Source organism: Nocardia alni, assembly GCF_019038435.1.
In the GTDB taxonomy this organism is placed as follows: Bacteria; Actinomycetota; Actinomycetes; order Mycobacteriales; family Mycobacteriaceae; genus Nocardia; species Nocardia alni.
Genome location: NZ_JAGPOX010000176.1, coordinates 1 through 18,472, shown reverse-complemented (window position 1 = coordinate 18,472; position 18,472 = coordinate 1). Strand labels below are relative to the sequence as shown.

General features: G+C 67.2%; 11 protein-coding genes and 1 pseudogene. 7 read left to right on the top strand and 5 right to left on the bottom strand.

The genetic code is table 11. From position 1 onward, the window contains the following. A partial coding sequence (eccE, locus tag JZ791_RS39170; protein WP_216902206.1) for a type VII secretion protein EccE occupies window positions 1-1,762 on the bottom strand: 1,762 nt, incomplete at its 3' end. Window positions 1,763-1,872: 110 nt separating this feature from the next. Here eccE and eccB point away from each other — a divergent pair. Continuing rightward, window positions 1,873-3,378, top strand: a complete 1,506-nt coding sequence (gene eccB / locus JZ791_RS39165) for a type VII secretion protein EccB (protein ID WP_216902204.1) — start codon at window positions 1,873-1,875, stop codon at window positions 3,376-3,378. 75 nt (window positions 3,379-3,453) lie between these two features. Here eccB and JZ791_RS39160 read toward each other — a convergent pair whose 3' ends face one another. Further along, entirely contained in the window at window positions 3,454-4,743 is a 1,290-nt protein-coding gene (locus JZ791_RS39160; RefSeq protein WP_216902202.1) for an MFS transporter, read from the bottom strand. A gap of 158 nt (window positions 4,744-4,901) precedes the next feature. Between JZ791_RS39160 and JZ791_RS39155 the strand changes: the two genes are divergently transcribed. Next, complete coding sequence (locus tag JZ791_RS39155; protein ID WP_216902200.1) at window positions 4,902-5,438, top strand: pyridoxamine 5'-phosphate oxidase family protein; 537 nt, start codon at window positions 4,902-4,904, stop codon at window positions 5,436-5,438. Between the two features lie 23 nt (window positions 5,439-5,461). Here JZ791_RS39155 and JZ791_RS39150 read toward each other — a convergent pair whose 3' ends face one another. From JZ791_RS39150 to eccD, 3 genes are read right to left on the bottom strand one after another with little or no spacing between them, the layout of a single operon-like run. After that, window positions 5,462-6,661 carry an AAA family ATPase gene (locus JZ791_RS39150; RefSeq protein ID WP_216902211.1) on the bottom strand — a complete coding sequence of 400 codons (1,200 nt, stop codon included), beginning with the start codon at window positions 6,659-6,661 and terminating at the stop codon, window positions 5,462-5,464. A 43-nt stretch (window positions 6,662-6,704) separates the two neighbouring features. Beyond that, window positions 6,705-8,123 carry a type VII secretion-associated serine protease mycosin gene (gene mycP, locus JZ791_RS39145; RefSeq protein ID WP_254207131.1) on the bottom strand — a complete coding sequence of 473 codons (1,419 nt, stop codon included), beginning with the start codon at window positions 8,121-8,123 and terminating at the stop codon, window positions 6,705-6,707. Between the two features lie 8 nt (window positions 8,124-8,131). After that, a complete protein-coding gene (gene eccD, locus JZ791_RS39140; protein WP_216902198.1) occupies window positions 8,132-9,613 on the bottom strand; it encodes a type VII secretion integral membrane protein EccD in 1,482 nt (493 codons plus the stop codon). Between the two features lie 161 nt (window positions 9,614-9,774). On the opposite strand from eccD, the gene eccCa reads away from it, so the two are divergent. The 5 genes and pseudogenes from eccCa to JZ791_RS39115 form a co-directional block, all read left to right on the top strand. Beyond that, a complete protein-coding gene (gene eccCa, locus JZ791_RS39135) occupies window positions 9,775-13,818 on the top strand; it encodes a type VII secretion protein EccCa (RefSeq protein ID WP_216902196.1) in 4,044 nt (1,347 codons plus the stop codon). Then, complete coding sequence (locus JZ791_RS46715) at window positions 13,800-15,242, top strand: type VII secretion-associated protein (RefSeq protein WP_216902194.1); 1,443 nt, start codon at window positions 13,800-13,802, stop codon at window positions 15,240-15,242. Before eccCa ends, JZ791_RS46715 begins: the two co-directional genes overlap by 19 nt. A 119-nt stretch (window positions 15,243-15,361) precedes the next feature. After that, window positions 15,362-16,447 carry a BMP family lipoprotein gene (locus JZ791_RS39125; protein WP_216902192.1) on the top strand — a complete coding sequence of 362 codons (1,086 nt, stop codon included), beginning with the start codon at window positions 15,362-15,364 and terminating at the stop codon, window positions 16,445-16,447. A 4-nt stretch (window positions 16,448-16,451) separates the two neighbouring features. Next, complete coding sequence (locus JZ791_RS39120) at window positions 16,452-17,948, top strand: ABC transporter ATP-binding protein (protein WP_216902190.1); 1,497 nt, start codon at window positions 16,452-16,454, stop codon at window positions 17,946-17,948. Between the two features lie 235 nt (window positions 17,949-18,183). Next, window positions 18,184-18,472: pseudogene (locus tag JZ791_RS39115) on the top strand (ABC transporter permease); the annotation flags it as partial.

Below are 18,472 nucleotides of genomic sequence, written 5' to 3'. Positions count from 1 at the left end.
GGCCGGGCATCGGCTGCTGGGGGCGGGGGCCGCCGTTCGTCTGCGGGCCGCGAGCGCCGGTGACGACGGGCTGCGGACGGCTCTGCGGGCCGGGGACGGTCTGCATCGGGCGGCTGTGCGGGCCCGATCCGTTCGGCTCGGGGGTGCGCGGCTGGCCGATGTAGGTGGTTTCGCGGGGGATGGAGACCAGGGTCAGGTCTACCTGGGTGGTGCCGGTGCGCAGGATGACATGGTTGCCGATCGCGCCGGGCTGGTGGATCTGCAGATCGGGCCGCGTGGACGGCCAGCCCATCGGATCGCCGGTCACGTAGATCGTGGTGACACCGGCGTGCGGCGCGGGCGCGAGCACCCCGTCGACGACCGCGGCGGTGAACGCGGAGTCGCTCTGGTGGGTCTCCACGGCGATGGTCAGCCGCTCCGGATTGCCGATCGTGGTGACCAACTGCTCCCATGCCTGCGGGCGGTCGGTGCGGATCAGGACGCGCTCGCCGACCGCCAGCGCCCGGAACACCAGCTGCTGCGCCAGATACAGCTCACCGGCCACGTACACCGACGAGATGCCCTGTCCGACAAGCCGGATCGCGCAGCCGTTGCCTTCTTCGTCGGAGCCGATCAGCTGACCGCAGCCCGAGGACGGCAGATGCAGCGCGTCGACGATGTCGATCGGATATTCGGCGTGCGGCACGGTGTCCTCGACGTTCGGCACGCCGATCGGGAAGTGCGCCAGCAGGCTCTGCCGGTGCCGGCCGCTCATCGACACCATGCCCTTGCGCCGGATCTTCTCCGGCAGCTCGCGGGCGCTCAACCGCCACGCCGCGCCGATGTTCACCGAGTCCGCGGAGCTGCCCGGCCGCAACCGCACCGCGACGGTGGTGCCGCGCGAGGGCGGGACCCACAGCTGGGCGAGCAGATCCGAGCCCAGGCGCTTGGGATCGACCGCGGCGCCGATATTGATCGTGTTGCCGAGTTCGGCGTACCGCCAGCGATGGGTCACGTTGCGCGGGTCGATGTCGGCGCTGATCTGCACCACCGCTTTGCGAATCTCGGGCGCGGTCAGCACGCGCGAGGAGCAGTCGGCATCCTCGAGCGCGCGCACGATGCGCTGGGTGGCGACCGTGACCGCGCGACACGCACCCTCCGCGCCGCCGCCGCGCCGGTCCGCCGCGTCCGGGCAGACCAGCGCGTCGAAGCTGATGGCGAGCCACACCGTGCGGTGCGCGGTCGCGGGCAGCGGGCCCAGCAGCGATTCGTAGATCGGCCCGGCCGGTGTGCCCGAGCGGCTTCGATGGCCGTGGCTGACGATGTCGATGCCGGACAGCAGAATGTCGTGCTGGTTCAGGCATTTCGCCAGCTCGCTCATCGGCAGCAGGTGCGAGGCGTGCACGGTGCTGCGGTCGATGCGGGTCAGCCCGCCGCGCGGGGGCAGCACCTCGATGACCGCGACCACCCGGGTGCCCTCCCAGAACAGGCCGAGCGAGCGTCCGTCCGGACCGCGGAAGTCGACCAGATCGCCGATCTCGTAGCCGCGGTTGGTCATGTACTGCCAGATCGTCGCGATCCAGGAGGCGAGCGTGCGCTTGCGCAGGGGGATGAGCAGCAGCAGACCCGCCACCACGGCCGCGCCCAGGGCATACAGACCCGGCTGTCGTACGAGCAACACAACCAGCCCGACCACCAAACCCAAGAGCTGGGCCGCGAGCAGATTCGGCAGCGTGATCCGTCCGAAGAGCGGGCGCCTCGCGGCACCGGCCGGCTGGGCCATCGTATCCCCCAAGAAACCCTGTTCGGCCAGTTTCCGCGGCCGAGCTCAACTGAAGTCCCAAAGAACTGTACTGTGTTGTCCGAAAGCGAGCACTGTTTGGGGGAGGACTCATGCCTTCGAGACCCACGACGCGGTGGCAGGTCAGCGGTTACCGCTTCCTGGTCCGTCGAATGGAACACGCCTTGGTGCGCCGGGATGTGCGGATGCTGCACGATCCCATGCGCTCCCAATCCCGTGCCTACTCCGCCGGATTGATTCTGGGCGTCGTCGCCTTGGCGGGCTGCGCCGTATTGGCCCTGCTCAAGCCGCAGGGTTCCATCGGCACCAGCAAGATCCTGATGGGTAAGGATTCCGGGCAGATCTACGCGGTCATCGACGGCACCGTGCATCCGGCGCTGAACCTGTCCTCGGCGCGCTTGGCGGTCGGCAGTTCGGACGCTCCGGCCAGCGTCAAGGAATCGCAGCTGTCGAGCATGCCGATGGGCCCGCTGATCGGCATCCCGGGAGCGCCCAACCTGCTGACCTTCGACTCCAGCGGTAAGGGCCACACCTGGACCATCTGCGACGAGCTGAAGAACGACGGCAGCGATACGGTCACCAACACCGCCATCGCGGGCGATCTGACTCTGGGGGACAAGGATTCGACGCTGCCGAAGGGCAGCGCCCTGCTGGTGCAGGGCCGCGACGCGACGTACCTGATCTACGACAACAAGCGCGCCAGGGTCAACATGAACGACCGCCCGGTCACCGACGCGCTGAACATCACCGGCGTCGTGCCGCGCCCGATCAGCGAGGGATTGCTGAACTCGATCCCGGAGGTGCTGCCGATCACCGCGCCGCAGATCACCGATGAGGGCGGGATGCCGACATCTCCGGTGGCGAACTTCCGCAACGGCGACGTCGTCAAGCTGACCACCGACAACCAGTACTTCGTGGTGCTGAGCAACGGTATTCAGCAGATTTCGCCGCTGACCGCCGACATCATCCGCAACTCGAATCCGACCGCGGGCAACGGCGCGCTGCAGCCCTACGACCGCAGCCAGGCCAACATCGTGAACTCCCTGCCGGTGCAGGACTATCCCGACACCGCGCCGACGATCGTGGACTCGAAGGATCGCCCGGTCGACTGCCTGTCCTGGAAGCCGTTGCAGAACACCGACCAGTCCACCGGCAGCGTGCACGCGACGCTGTCCCTGGTCACCGGTCGCAACCTGCCGATCCCGGACAATGCCAAGCCGCTGCGCCTGGCCCAGGCCGACAGTAACGACGGCACCCTCGCCAGCCAGTTCTACGCCACCCCCGGCACGGGAATGCTGGTGCAGACCACCGGAATAGAGCCGGACAGCCAGCGCAAGGACGCCACGTTCTACATCGCCGACACCGGCGTGCGCTACGGCATCAAGGACGACGACTCCGCCAAGGCCCTGGGCATGGACGCCTCGAAGGCCAAGCCCGAGTCCGCACCCTGGCCGATCGTCGGCCTGCTGGCCTCCGGTCCGACGCTGGGCCGCCAGGACGCGATGGTCGCCCACGACGGCGTCGCCCCGGATGCCGCCCCCGCCAAGAACCTGGTGAAGTCGACGTCGGACAACTCGGCGAGTTCGTCGTCCAACTGAGTTCTCCCACACCGTCGGCTTACCGCATACGACAAAGCGCACGGTCCGCGAGGGACCGTGCGCTTGTGGCGTGTCTCAGGCCGTGGCGGGCGCCTCGCCGCTGACCGGCCCCGGATCCGCGCCGAAGCGAATTCCCTTGGCCTCCTTGCCGATCGCGGTGAGGATGATCACCGCGATGAAGACCGGGATGATGGTCACCGCCAGTGCGAACGGATAGCCGTGCGATTCGGCCAGGCGCTCCTGGATGGGCAGGTTCAGCGCGGCCAGCAGGTTGCCGAGCTGGTAGGTGACGCCCGGGTAGAAACCGCGGATCGCATCCGGGGACATCTCGGTCAGGTGGGCCGGGATGACGCCCCAGGCGCCCTGCACCATGAGCTGCATCAGGAACGAGCCCAGGACCAGCATTCCGGCGGTGCGCGAATACGCGAACAGCGGGACGATCGGCAGCCCGATCACCGAGCAGAAGATGATGGTGTAGCGGCGTCCGAAGCGCTCGGACAGCGATCCGAAGATGATGCCGCCGATGATGGCGCCGATGTTGTAGACCACCGCGATCCACTTGGCGGCCACCGAACTCAGGGCCGCGCCGTGGTGTGCATGGGCGGACAGGAATGTCGGGTAGACGTCCTGGGTACCGTGGCTCATCCAGTTGAACGCCGTCATGAGCAGGATGAGGTAGACGAACCGGCGAATGATCGCGGGATTGCGGAGGATGTCGCGAACCCTGGTCTGGGTCACCTGCATCCGCTTCTGCGTCTCCTGCCAGACCTCCGATTCCTTGGTGCGGCTTCGGATGATCAGGATGATCAGCGCCGGGATGATGGACAGCCCGAACATCCACCGCCAGGACAGTCCCGCCCAGTTCATCACCAGCAGTGAGGCCAGCGAGGCCAGCAGATACCCGAACGAGTAACCCTCCTGCAGCAGACCGGAGAAGAAGCCACGCCGCTCGACGGGGATCTTCTCCATCGCCAGCGCCGCGCCCAGACCCCATTCGCCGCCCATGCCGATGCCGTACAGCATGCGCAGCACGATCAGCACGGTGAAGTTGGGCGAGAACGCGCACAGGAACCCGATGACCGAGTACATCGCCACGTTCACCATCAGTGGGATGCGGCGTCCGATCCGGTCCGCCCACGCACCGAAGATCAGCGCCCCGACCGGGCGCATGATCAGCGTCGCGGTGGTCAGGAAGGCCACCTCGGCGGTGCTGATATGGAAGCTCTTGGCGATATCGGCGTAGACGAACACCACCAGGAAGTAGTCGAAGGCGTCCATCGTCCACCCGAGCTGGGCGGCGAAGAACGAGTTCCGTTGATCGGCGGTGAGCCGTTGTCTGGGTGACTTGGGTACGGCGGTTGCCATGTGCGTCCCTGCCTTCTCGTTGTTCGCGGGGTCATTCCGCTCGACCTCGCCGGAACGAATTGTGCAGGTTGTGACCCGTGTCGCACAATTGAATGGTCAAATGAATCGTCAAATCGCGCTGCCGATGAATCCTGCGGCGTCCGGCCGTCCACACAACCATGGAGACGAAGAATCTCGCCGATCTGTACGACCTGGCGGAACTGAACTGGCCCGACATCACCGCCCGCCTCGACAAGGGCTTCGCCCAGGCGCCCAGCGGTGGCGGACCCGACCGCCACAGCTGCTGGCTCACCACCCTCGATCCCGACGGCAGTCCCCACATGACCGGCCTGGGCATGCTGTGGGCCGACGGCTCCTTCTGGTTCGAGACCGGTGAGCGAACTCGCAAGGCCCGCAACCTGTCCCGTGACCCCCGCTGCGCACTGAGCCTGGCCACCAACGAGTTCGACCTCGTCGTACAGGGCACCGCGGCCCACATCACCGAGCCGGCCACCGTCGCCGAGATGGCCCAACTCTGGGCCGCCGGCGGCTGGCCCTGCCGCGTCGACGACTCCGGCCAGGCCCTGACCGCAGACTTCAGCGCCCCCTCGGCGGGCAAACCGCCATGGCACATCTACCGCGTCACCGCGACCTCCGCCACGGCCGTCGCAACCGTGGCACCGGGCGGCGCGACCCGCTGGACGTTCGACGCCTGAGTTCCTGCGCTCCCGCTTCGCCATTACCGCTTCGGCCAGTTCCAGGCGGGGCCGTCCAGCAGACCTTGACCGTCGATGAGAGTCTCGCCGGAGTCGTTCTTGTCCAGCTGGATCAAGGAGACGTCGACACCTGTCGCTTCGGCCGCACCGACGGCCGCGGCGACCAGCGGTCGGGCATGCGATACGACGATGACCTGACTCCGTTCGGCGGCGTCGGCGATGAGCGCCGCCAGCGGAGCCAGCAAGTCCGGGTGCAGGCTGGACTCCGGTTCGTTGAGCACCAGGAGTTCCGGAGGTCGCGGGGTCGACAACGCTGCAGCCAACAGCAAATAGCGCAAGGTGCCGTCGGACAGCTCGGCTACACTCAGTGGCCGGTTGAGGCCCGGCTGATGGAGCAATAGCTGGAATCGACCGGCGATTTCGACTACTTCCAGAGTGCTACCGGGGAAGGCTTGATCTATGGTGTCGGCCAAGGCTTCTCGGTCCCCGACCTCGTAGATGGTACGCAGGGCCGCGGCAAGATCGGCGCCGTCGCCACTCAACACCAGCGTGCGAGTTCCGATATGGCTGCCCCGGGCCGCCGAATCGACGTCTGTACGAAAATGATCGTAGAAGCGCCAAGATCTGATCTTCTCCCGGACCCGGAAAAGTTCAGGGGCCGCCTCCGGATCCGATAATTCACTCAACATGCTGTCGTACGGATAAACGAAATGCGGCCGCATATCCCACTCGCCGTGTTCCGCGCGCACTGTCACCACCCCGTTGTGGCGCTCCACCAGTGCGGTGCTCGGTCGAAGTATCGGACCGGCCCAGATGGATTCACATTTGATTTCGGGGTCGTGATTGAACAGGCTGGGCTCGACCTGGGTCGCCATATCCGGAGTCGGGATGCCGAACTCGATCGCATAACCGAAGTCATCACCGGAGAATCCGAGGCGCAAGGTTGCGGCGTCTCCGGGCTGACCGATCGCGATAGCATTGCCCCGCGTCTGCTTTCGCCGTACCACCGCCGGCCCAGCCCACAGCGTGGACTCCAGACCGCCCTCCCGAGCCAGCGCGGCCACCGCGTTGTTTCTCGCGGCCTCGGCAAGTAATCGAAGCGAGCGGTACAGACTGGACTTCCCACTACCATTTGCGCCGGTAACCACGTTGAGCCCAGTGAGCGGAATGACGAAATGACGCAGTGAGCGATAATTTTCGACGGCCAAGGTGGTGACACGCAGCGGCTCTCCGATCCGGCCGATTGCCCTTATACGGTTGGGCCCGCTAGTCCCTCATCCCGAGGCGTCGGCGAATTGGGAACGAGGCCAGGAAGCCCAGGATCAGCAGTACCGCGATGGTGCCGCTGCCGATCAGCGCCACATTGCGCGCCGTATGATCCGGCACAGGGGGCGTCGGGGGTACGGGCAACTGCCAGCTCGTGGGGGCGAAGGCGCGCTTGGGGGGCAGCTTGTGCGGGATTTGGTCGGTCAGGGCCGCGACCGGGTCGATCGTGCCGTAGCCGACGTAGGGGTTCCAGCCCTCGGCGGGCGCGTGCGCGGTCGCCTCGATGCGCTGGATCACCTGGTGGGCGGTCATCTGCGGGTAGCGGGAGCGGATCAGCGCGGCCAGTCCGGCGACGTAGGGGCTCGCGAAACTGGTGCCGTCCATCGGGATCGGGGTTTGACCGCGCTTGCTGAATCCGGTCGCCGTGCCCTTGCTTTTGGGGTCGGTGAAGTTGACGTCGAGCGAGGTGATGTTCTCGCCGGGCGCCGCGACGCCGACCCACGGGCCGGGCACGGTGAACTTCGAGGCCGCGCCGGTGGCCGAGTTGATCGAGCCGACGGACAGCACGTAGTCGTCGTACCGGGCCGGGGTAACGTTCATCGTCACCTTGCTCCACGGATCGGCGGTGGGGTCGGTCGGATCCTGCACCGGGTTGGTGCCTTTGCAGACGTCGTTGTTCCCGGCCGCGACCACGATGACGACATCCTTCTGCATCGCGGCGTACTGCACTGCCGCGCCGACATCCCCGTCGCTCAAATTGCCTGGCGGACAGGCGACCTCGGACAGGTTGATGACCTTCGCGCCCATATTCGCCTCGTGCACGATGGCCTGTGCCATCGTGCTGGTGTTGCCGTACCCATCGGGCATGGCGTTCGGGTCCTTCTGCGCGGCCGCGCCCTTCTTCTGATAGAACTCGCTGGTCTGCCGCACGGTGATGATTCGCGCATCCGGCGCGACCCCGGCGAAGCCCTGTCCCGGGACCCGGCTGGCGGCGATGAGTCCGGCGACCGCGGTACCGTGACCGTCGCAGTCCTGGGTGCCGTCACCTGTGCTGACGTAGTCGCCCCCCGCGATCAGTCCGGGCAGGCGCGGATGACGGACCACACCGGTATCGATGACACCGACGAGAACCCCTGCGCCCGTGGAGAACTTCCAGGCATCGGGAAGGTCGAGCGTGGCCTGCGACGCCGGGATGGTGGGGCCGTCGCCGCCCGGCGTGGTACTCATGCACGGGGTGTTCGCGGGCTGTTCGGTATCTCCCGGCGGGTGGGGCGAGCCGTCCGCGGGCAGCAGGCCCGGATTGATCGTGGGTGGCCGGTCGGCGAGAGCCGCTCCCGCGCCGACCGATACGCTCAACCCCAGCACCGTGACGGCGGCGACCGCGCGAACGAGCTTGTGCCCGAACATCTTCGGATTCATGGCCGGCTCTAGATCGACAGCGAGCGGATGATCGAGTACAGGTTCGCGACCCAGAACGCCAGGGGCAGAATGGCGGCCACGAAGGCATACTCGAGCAGTTCCACCCCGCGGCGCATGGGCGGGGTCGCGGTCTGGTTGGGGATCACCAGGCCGCAGATCAGGGCGCCGATCAGCAGCACCATCGCCGCGCCGAATACCGCCAGCGGCTGGGACTGGGTGAACGCCGCGCCCAACATCAGGGCCAGCAGGATCGCCGCGCCGCCCACGATCAGCACCACGGCCAGCTCCGCGCTGGTGTAGGTGCGGCTGCGGAACAGCAGCACGATCGCGGAGACCAGGGCCAGCGCGATGCCGGGCCAGAACGGGGTGTGCGCGCCGGGATTGCAGCCCGCCAGCGAGCCGACCACGGTGACCAGCGTGGTCGCGCCGACGATGCCGCCGACGTACAGGCGGGCGCGCTCGGACTTCTCGCGCAGCACGTCCATGGTCGGCAGCGCGCGATGGTCGTCCGGATCGTCCTCGGTGGGGTCGATCGGCGTACCGGGCGAGGGCACCGGCGGCAGCGGCAGCCGGGCCAGCAGCATCGATACCCGGGGAGCCAGCGACAGCGCGCCCAGCGCCAGCACCGCCGCCCCGGCGCCGAGGGCCCGAGTCGGCTGCGTGGTCAGCAGGCCGACCAGGCTGGCGGCGATGGCGAACAGGGAGACCGTCGACGCGCCGATGAACAGGGCCAGACCGACGCCGCTGACCCGCCAGGCCAGCACCGCCGTCGCGCCGAACAGCACCGAACCGAGCAGCAGATTCGCCCAGCCGTAGTGATGATGCTGCAACGGCACCAGCAGCATGCCCGCGGCGAACGCGCTGGGCAGCGCGCAACCGCCGAGCACCAGGGCCGTGGCGGTATCGCCGTACATGCGGCTGAGCACGGTCCCGGCCACCACCAGCAGGATCGTCAGCAGCGCCGCGACGGCGCCGGTGATATAGCCGGACATCGCCTCGGGCGCGGCGAGCAGGCCCGCGCAGCCCACGATCATGGTGAGTACGGCGATGGCCGAGGCGGACAGCCGGGCCATGCGGGGGGACCAGGTGCGGAAGTTGTCGCCGTCGGCGATCGCGACGTTGTACATGATGTCGTCGAACAGCGGCGTGGGGGCGACATGATCGGCGCTCTCGAGCATGAGCAGTTCGCCGTCGCGCACTCCCTGCTCACCCAGGCTCAGCGAATTCGAGAACGGCGGCTGGCCGATGCGCGCGAGAACCCATTCGGCGGGCTGGAAGCGCTCGCCCCCCTGATCGAAATCGTTGGTCCTGCTGTGCTGGGCAACCATGTCCACGACACTGGGAATGACCAGCGCGACCGGAACGTCGACCGGAATCGCCATATCGACCTGTGTGTGCTTGGCCAGAATCGTGACCCTCGCAAGGTCCGGTGCGCGGACGATACCGCGAGTCGAGTCCTCTTCTATATGGCCCATACGCGCGTGCGTCACGCTGCCCCCAACTTTCGTGCCCTACCTGGTATTTCCGCAAACGCGCGAGTTGCGATCGCGCGTTTGGTCCATGCACAATGCTGGTCGAACTGTACGACATGTCGGCCGTGACCTCTACACTGAGGCCGCAAGATGGTCGCCGAAGGGGGAGCTCCGAGTCGATGAGCACAGTCAAATTCCAGCGCCGTACGCGTCGTGAGGTTCCGCGTATTCCCGGGGGCGAAGTCACGCTGCAGCCGCCGCCGGAGATCCCCCGCGCGGTACCGGGGAGTCTGTTCGGCAAGCTGATGCCCGTCGTGATGATGGTGGGCATGGTCGGCATGATGGCGATCATGTTCACCCGGGGCGGTGGCATCGGGTCGAATCCGACCACGCTGATGTTCCCGATGATGATGGTCTTCTCCATGGTCGGCATGTTCACCCAGGGTGGGGGCAAGGGCCAGAAGGCCGCCGAGGCCAACGAGGACCGCAAGGACTACCTGCGCTACCTCGACCAGGTCCGCAAGGATGTCGACGAGACCGCCAAGCAGCAGCGCGCCGCGGTCGAGTGGAGCCATCCGGAGCCGGGCCTGATCTGGATGCTCGCGGGCACCAGCCGCATGTGGGAGCGTCGTCCGGGCGACAAGGACTTCTGCCACGCCCGCATCGGCCTGGGTGGCCAGCGCCTGGCCACCCGCCTGGTCGCGCCGGAGACGGGCCCGGTCGAGGAGTTGGAGCCGATCGCGGCGGTGTCGTTGCGCCGGTTCGTGCGCACCCATTCCACGGTGCCCGATCTGGCCACGGCCATCGCGGTGAAGGGTTTCGCAGCCATCCAGTTGAACGGCGACCGCGCCGAGGCCCGCGACATGGCGCGCGCGATGCTGTTGCAGCTGTGCATGTTTCACGCGCCCGACCAGGTTCTGCTCGCGGTGGTCTGTGGCGCCGACACCATGGCCGACTGGGAGTGGACCAAGTGGCTGCCGCACACCCAGCACCCCGACGCGCAGGACGGCGTCGGCACCGCGCGCATGGTGTACGGCTCGGCCCTGGAACTGACCCAGGGGCTGCATCCCTTGGTGAGCAATCGGGTTCGCTACTCGCGCAACCAGCCCGCCGACCGCAACCTGACCCATATCGTCGTCGTGGTCGACGGCGGCCTGCTCGACTACGCCGAGGATTCGCTGCGCGAGTCCGGCTACGAGGGCGTCACCGTCATCGATCTGTGCAATTACGCTCCGCGCCTTGCGGTTTCGCGCGGCATCCAGATGGTGGTGGAGAACGGCGAGTGCACCGGCCGCGGCGCGACCGGCAATATGGAGCGTTTCGCGGTGATCGACCGGATCACCGCGAAGGAGGCCGAGCAGGCCGCGCGCCGCCTGGCACCGTTCCGGGCGGTCCCGATCGGTGGTCCGGAGACCTCCGGCTCCGACGAGCCGCACGAGGTGATCACCTCGTGGGCGCAGATGCTCAGCCTCGGCGATATCGGCAAGTTCAGCCCGGAGACCCAGTGGAAGCCCCGCTACGAACGTGAGCGGCTGAACGTCCCGTTCGGCCTCGACGCCAACGGCCTTCCGGTCTTCCTGGATATCAAGGAGGCCGCCGAATTCGGTTCGGGCCCGCACGGTCTGTGCATCGGCGCCACCGGTTCGGGTAAGTCGGAATTCCTGCGCACGCTGGTGCTCTCGATGCTGGCGACGCATTCGCCCGATCAGCTCAACCTGGTGCTGGTCGACTTCAAGGGTGGTGCCACGTTCCTCGGTATGGACGGTGCGCCGCACGTCGCGGCCGTCATCACCAACCTGGAGGAGGAGGCCGACCTCGTCGGCCGTATGCACGACGCCCTCGCCGGTGAGATGAATCGCCGCCAAGAGGTACTGCGCGCGGCCGGTAACTTCGCCAACGTCAAACAGTACGAGGACGCCCGCGCCGCCGGCGCCGATCTGGATCCGCTGCCCGCGCTGTTCGTGGTGCTCGACGAGTTCTCCGAACTGCTGCAAAATCATCCGGACTTCGCCGAGTTGTTCGTGATGATCGGCCGCCTGGGCCGCTCGCTGCAGGTCCATCTGCTGCTGGCCTCGCAGCGACTGGAGGAGGGCAAGCTCAAGGGCCTCGAGTCGCATCTGTCCTACCGGATCGGTTTGAAGACCTTCTCCGCCAACGAATCCCGGCAGGTGCTCGGCGTCCCCGACGCGTTCAACCTGCCGAACAGCCCCGGTGGCGGCTATCTGAAGACAGCCGACGGTGAAATCCGCCGCTTCCAGGCGTCCTATGTATCCGGCGACTATGTTGGCGGCGGTTCGGTGCGCGAGGTGACCCAGGCGGGCATCGTCGGCGGTGAGATCGATATCAACGCCCGGGCCTTCACCGCCGGCCATGTGGACTTCCGCCCCAGCGACCGGACCGCGCTGCCGTCCGCGGACGCCGGTCCACAAGAGACCGTGCTGGACGACAGTGGGGAGAAGATCTCCACCTTCGGCATGCTGATCTCCCGGATCGCGGGCCACGGCCGCCCGGCCCACGAGATCTGGCTACCGCCGCTGGATGTGGCGCCCACGCTCGATCAACTCGTGCCACGCTCGGTCCTGACCGGTGAATACCTCCCGGTGGCCACGTTGCAAACCTCGATCGGCATCGTCGACCGGCCTTATCATCAGCGCCGCGACAATATGGTCGTTGACCTGTCCGGTGCGGCCGGCAACGTCGCGATCGTCGGCGGTGCGCAGTCCGGCAAATCGAACGCGCTGCGCACGCTGATCATGTCGATGGCGATGACCCACACCGCCGAGCAGGTGCAGTTCTACTGCCTCGACTTCGGTGGTGGCACGCTGGCCGGTCTCCAGGGCCTGCCGCACGTCGGTTCGGTGGCCGGTCGTCTCGACGTGGAGACGGTGCGCCGCACCCTGTCCGAGATGATGACCATCGTGCGCTCCCGGGAGGCGCGGTTCCGGCAGCTCGGCATCGAGTCCATGGCCGAGTTCCGCCGCCTGCGGGGCTCGGATCCCTCCAGCAGCACGTCCGCGGCCGGCGTGCACGAGGACCCGTTCGGCGACGTGTTCTTCGTCATCGACGGATTCGGCAGTATCCGCCAGGATTTCGAGCCGCTCGAGCAGGCTATCAACAACCTTGCGGTGCAGGGACTCTCGTACGGTGTGCACCTGGTCATCGCGCTGAACCGATGGGCCGAGGCCCGTCCGCAGCTCAAGGACCAGATCGGCACCCGCATCGAACTGCGCCTGGGTGATCCGATGGACTCCGACCTGGGCCGCAAATTCGCCTCGCTGGTCCCGACCGGCCGCCCCGGTCGCGGTATGACGCCCGAGACCCTGCACATGCTCACCGCACTGCCTCGCATCGACGGCGATCCCAACGCGGAGACCCTCGGCGCGGGGGTGGCCGCCGCGGTGCAGGCGTTGAAGCAGGCGAACTCGGGCCGCCCGGCGCCGCGGGTGCGCATGCTGCCCGAGCGGCTCGATCGCACCGAACTGCTGCAGGTGCTCGGCAACGGCTGGCACGGCGATCCGCAGACACAGCGCTGCATGCGCTTCCCGCTCGGTATCAACGAATCCGAGATGGCGCCGGTGTTCATCGACTTCAACGTCAGCCCGCACTTCATGATCGTGGGCGACTCCGAATGCGGTAAGAGCACGCTGTTGCGCGGTCTCGCGGAGAGCATCATGGCCTCCAACGTCCCGGCGAACGCCCGCTTGGTCGTGGGCGACTATCGCCGCAGCATGCTGGGCGCCATCCCGGAACACTGGCTGGCCGGATACGGTTCCACCGCACCGATCTTCACCCAGAATTTGATTGATCTGGCGGACTACCTGGAGAAACGCACGCCCGGCCCGGACGTGACACCCCAGCAGCTGCGTGACAGGTCCTGGTGGGAGGGCCCGGAGATCTACGTCCTCGTCGACGACTACGACCTGGTCGACACCTCCAGCGGCAATGCGCTCTCGGCCCTGGCGCCGCTGCTGCCGCACGCCCGCGACCTGGGCTTCCATGTGATCATCGCACGGCGCTCCGGTGGCGCCGGTCGCGCGATGTTCGGATCGGTGATCTCGGGCATGAAGGATATGGGGTCGGCCGGTCTGATGATGAGCGCCAGCAAGGACGAGGGCGTCCTGTGGGGCAACGTACGGTCGACGCCGCTGCCTGCCGGCCGCGGCGCCTACGTCAGCCGTGCGGGTGAAGAGCTGATCCAGACCGCGTGGATGCCGCTCACCTGATGTCCAACGTCGATGTGGTGTTGACCGATACGCGATTGTGGGCACGCAGCGAGTCGACGCATTGGGATGGTCCGCCCTCGATCGTCCCGGCCAGCGATGGTTCGAGTTTCGTTGTGGGCGAGCAACTGCGGCCGCAGTACCCGGCGGTGTCGATGGTCCGGATGGCCGAGGCCGACCGGATCGCGTTCGCGCCCTCGCTGGCGCCGCCTATCCTCGACGCCTGGGCGGTGACGATCGGCGCGGTGCTCACCAACCTGCGGCTGCCGTCGCCGTGCGAGGAGCTCACGATCGTGGGCCCGTCCGAATGGGGCCGGCGGCGTCGGGCCGCCGTCGCGTCGGGGGCGCGGCGGATGGTGTCGCGGGTGAATGTCGACTCGCTGGCGGTGCGCGCGGCATCGCTCGGGGCCAGCACCGCCCAGCAGCAGCGGATCGCGGTGCTGGAGCTGAATCCGTTGTCCACCACCGTGAGCCTGATCGGCCGCTCGGGGCAGGACACCTGGACCCAGGCGTGTGAGCACGAACCGGCGGTCGGCCTGGCCGACGTCGAGGAGGGGCACGGCCTGCCGGGCGTCGTCGCGGTGATCGCGCGGCTGCTCGCCGGGCAGCCACCGAGTCATCTACTGGCCCTGGGCATTTCGGATCCGAGCCTGCTGGAGGCGCTGTCGGCGGCGCTGGCGCAGCAGTGCGGATTTCCGGTGGACGTGCGTCCGCTCACGGGCGTCGAGCTGATTCGCGGCGCGCGGGCGGGGATGCCGACGCCCGCCGCCGCGGCCGCGCAGCTGCCGCCGCCGGAGTACGCCTCACTGCACGAGCAGGCGATCGCCACCCAGCCGCCCCGGTCGTCGCGCCGCACCCTCGTCTATGCCGCGGCCGCCGCGGTGGTGGTGGTCCTGGTACTGATCGCGGCAGGCGTGGCGATCGCGCTGAGCGGATCCGGCGCCAAGACCACCGCCGCGTCGACGACGACCACCTCCGCACCGGGTTCGCCCGTCAGTAGGGGCCCGGCGACCCCGCAGACCTTCGGCCGCCTGCAGGTACAGATCCCGGCCGGTTGGCATATCGCCTCCCAGGTGGGTGATCGCGTGGATCTTTCTCCGGATAACGGTGCCCGCGAACGCATTACGCTGATGCAGAAGTCGCTGACCCCGGGCGCCGGGGTCGACGATGTCGCCGATTCGCTGGCCGCGCAGATCGCGCGCCGTCCCGCGGGGCAGGTGAGTTCGTTGCAGCGTAACGCGGTGTTCGCCGGCCGGTCGGGCCTGTCGTATGAGGAATTCCCCGGCGACGGCAGCACCGTGCACTGGCAGATCCTGGTCGACGCGGATCTCGAGGTCAGTGTGGGTTGCCAATACCTGCAAGGTAAGTGGGCGCCTCTCGAGGCGCCGTGTGAGCGGTTCGTGCAGAACCTGGTGATCACCCAGTAGGCATCGGCCCCCACGAGGATGTGTTCCGGATCTCGATCCGTGACAACCATGTAAACGATTGTCCTGCGCGGATTGCGGTGGTGAGTTATGTTGCCGGATACCCGTTTCAGGAGGTTCTCATGGGTAGCTGGCTGCGCACTACGACCGCCTTGGGCATTCTCGCTCTGACCGTGGGTGCGTGCGGCAGCCCGCCGGCGCAGCAGAGCAACTCCGCGGATTCGGGTGCGAAGAACTTCAAGGCCTGCATGGTGTCCGACTCCGGCGGGTTCGACGACAAGTCGTTCAACCAGACCTCGTTCAAGGGCCTGAACGACGCGGTGGCCGCGCTGGGGATCTCGAAGTCGCAGCTGGAGTCCAAGTCTGACAACGACTACCCCGCCAATATCGCCACCATGGTCCGGCAGAAGTGCAACATCGTCGTCACCGTCGGCTTCAAACTGGCCGACGCGACATACGCTGCGGCCAAGGCGAATCCGGGTATCGACTTCGCGATCGTCGACAACGCCTACACCGATACGGCGAAGAATCCGCCGCTGCCGAATCTGCAGGGCCTGACCTTCAACTCGGCGCAGCCGGCCTTCCTGGCCGGATATCTGGCCGCGGGCATGTCCAAGACCGGCAAGGTCGGCACGTTCGGCGGGATCAACATTCCCACCGTCGCCATCTTCATGGACGGATTCACCGAGGGCGTGGCCTATTACAACCAGGCCAAGGGCAAGCAGGTGCAGGTGCTCGGCTGGGACGAGGCCACCCAGCAGGGCGTGCTCACCAACGACTTCACCGATGAGAACACCGCCAAGACCAGGGCCGAGGATCTGATCAGCCAGGGCGCGGACGTGATCATGCCGGTGGCCGGCCCGGCCGGGTTGGGCGCGCTCGCGGCCGCGAAATCTTCCGGCGGCAAGGTGGACGGGATCTGGGTCGACACCGACGGCTGCGTCAGCGCGCCCGAGTACTGTCCGGTCCTGCTCAGCAGCGTGGAGAAGGCGATGGACGTCGCGGTGGCCAAGGCGGTGAGCGACGCTTACCACAAGCAGTTCAGCAACACCGCCTACGTGGGCACACTGGCGAACAAGGGCGTGATCCTGGCTCCTTACCACGGTTTCGACGCCGCGATTCCGGCCGATCTGAAGTCCGAGATCACAACTCTGGCAGCGGATATCGCGAGCGGGAAGGTGACCATCAAGTCCAAGAACCAGTTCTGACGCCATGCGGCTCGAATTACGCGGTCTGACGAAGCGATTCGGCGCCCTGGTGGCGAACGACCACATCGATCTGGTGGTGGAACCGGGGGAGATCCACTGCCTGCTCGGCGAGAACGGCGCCGGCAAGAGCACATTGATGAATATGCTCTACGGCCTGCTGCAGCCCGACGAGGGCGAGATCCTGCTGAACGACAAGCCCTGGCACTGTGGTTCGCCCCGGGATTCGATTGCCGCCGGAATCGGCATGGTGCACCAGCATTTCATGCTGGTGCCGGTGTTCACCGTGGCAGAGAACATCATGCTGGGGCGCGAACCGCGTACCCGGTCCGGTTTGCTGGACCGGGCCGCGGCGCGGCGGCGGGTGGAGGACCTGTCGCGGCGCTATGGGCTCGCGGTGCATGCTGATGCGCTGGTGGCGGATCTGTCGGTCGGCGAGCAGCAGCGAGTGGAGATCCTCAAGGCCCTGGCCAACGACGTCGAGGTGCTGATCCTGGACGAGCCGACCGCCGTGCTCACCCCGCAGGAGATCGACGAGCTGATCGAGGTGCTGCGGGCGATCGCCGCGGCGGGCACCTCGATCATCTTCATCTCACACAAGCTGAAGGAGGTCACCCGGCTGGCCGATCGGATCACGGTGATTCGCCGGGGCGCGGTGATCGCCACCGTCGGACCCGGCACACCCGAGGCCGAGCTCGCGGAGCTGATGGTGGGGCGTTCGGTGGAGTTGGTGGTCGCCAAGTCGCGGGCTCGGCCGCGCGGGCCGAAACTGGTGGTGGACGGCCTGTCCGTGGTCGACACGGCGGGTGTCGCCGTCGTGGACGACGTGTCGTTCCAGGTCGAGGGCGGCGAGATCGTCGGCATCGCAGGGGTTGTCGGCAACGGGCAGTCGGAGCTGATCAACGCGCTGCTCGGGCTGGTGGTTCCGGTCCGGGGTTCGGTCACCGTGGGCGGCGTCGAGTTGGCGGGGCGTTCGCCGCGCGACCACCTCGGGGCGGGGATCGGCTATGTGCCCGAGGACCGTTCGCACGACGGATTCATCGGCACGTTCAGCGTCGCGGAGAACCTGATCCTGGATCTGGCCGGGCGGCCGGAGTTCTCGCGGCACGGGGTGATGTCACCGAATGCCGTGCGGCACAATGCGTCCCAACGAGTCGAGGAGTTCGATATCCGCGCCCGATCGGTGTCCGATCCGGTCGGGGAGCTGTCGGGCGGCAATCAGCAGAAGGTGGTCCTGGCCCGTGAGCTGTCCCGCCCGCTGGAGGTCCTCATCGCCGGTCAGCCCACCCGCGGCCTGGACGTTGGATCCATCGAATTCGTCCACAATCGCATTGTCCGAGAACGCGATCAGGGCACCGCCGTGCTGATCGTCTCGGCCGAACTGGACGAGATCTACGCGCTGTCCGACCGAATCCTGGTGATGTGCGGCGGCCGTATCGTCGGCGTCGCCGATCCGTCGACGCCGCGGGAAACCCTCGGTCTTCTGATGGCGGGTGGGTATTGATGTTGGTGCGTCGGCATCCCGAGTCGCTCGAGCGGGTTGTTGGCTTGGCATGCTGCCTGTTGGAGTATCCCGCTTCGGGTTCTGGTCCATTGCGTACCTCTACGGAAAGGAACTGGCGCGTGGTTGCGTGGGTGGGCGCAGCGAAGAGGAAGGCTGTGATCGCACCAGTGTCGGCTCCCGGCCACGATTACATCGTGAGGGTGTCGTGTTGAACCGGAAGTGGTTGCGGGAGTTCATGGTCAGCGTGCTGGCCGTGGTGCTGGCGCTGGTGGTCGGGGCGGTGTTGATCATTGTGAGTGATCATGCCGTTACCGCGGATCTCGGGTATTTCTTTGCGCGGCCGATGGATACGGTGAATGCCGCGTGGGGGGCGGTGCGTGATACGTACAAGGCGTTGTTCGTGGGGGCGTTCGGGGGGTGGCAGCAGATTGCCGAGACGCTGGTGTCGGCTACGCCGTTGATCTGTACGGGGTTGTCGGTCACGTTGGCGTTTCGCACGGGGTTGTTCAATATCGGGGCGCAGG

Excerpts from the sequence above, each read along its gene's own strand:
- JZ791_RS39120 (WP_216902190.1), top strand. The coding sequence starts at position 16,452 with ATGCGGCTCGAATTACGCGGTCTGACGAAGCGATTCGGCGCCCTGGTG.
- mycP (WP_254207131.1), bottom strand. The coding sequence starts at position 8,123 with ATGAATCCGAAGATGTTCGGGCACAAGCTCGTTCGCGCGGTCGCCGCC.
- JZ791_RS39125 (WP_216902192.1), top strand. The coding sequence starts at position 15,362 with ATGGGTAGCTGGCTGCGCACTACGACCGCCTTGGGCATTCTCGCTCTG.
- eccCa (WP_216902196.1), top strand. The coding sequence starts at position 9,775 with ATGAGCACAGTCAAATTCCAGCGCCGTACGCGTCGTGAGGTTCCGCGT.
- eccB (WP_216902204.1), top strand. The coding sequence starts at position 1,873 with ATGCCTTCGAGACCCACGACGCGGTGGCAGGTCAGCGGTTACCGCTTC.
- JZ791_RS39160 (WP_216902202.1), bottom strand. The coding sequence starts at position 4,743 with ATGGCAACCGCCGTACCCAAGTCACCCAGACAACGGCTCACCGCCGAT.
- JZ791_RS39155 (WP_216902200.1), top strand. The coding sequence starts at position 4,902 with ATGGAGACGAAGAATCTCGCCGATCTGTACGACCTGGCGGAACTGAAC.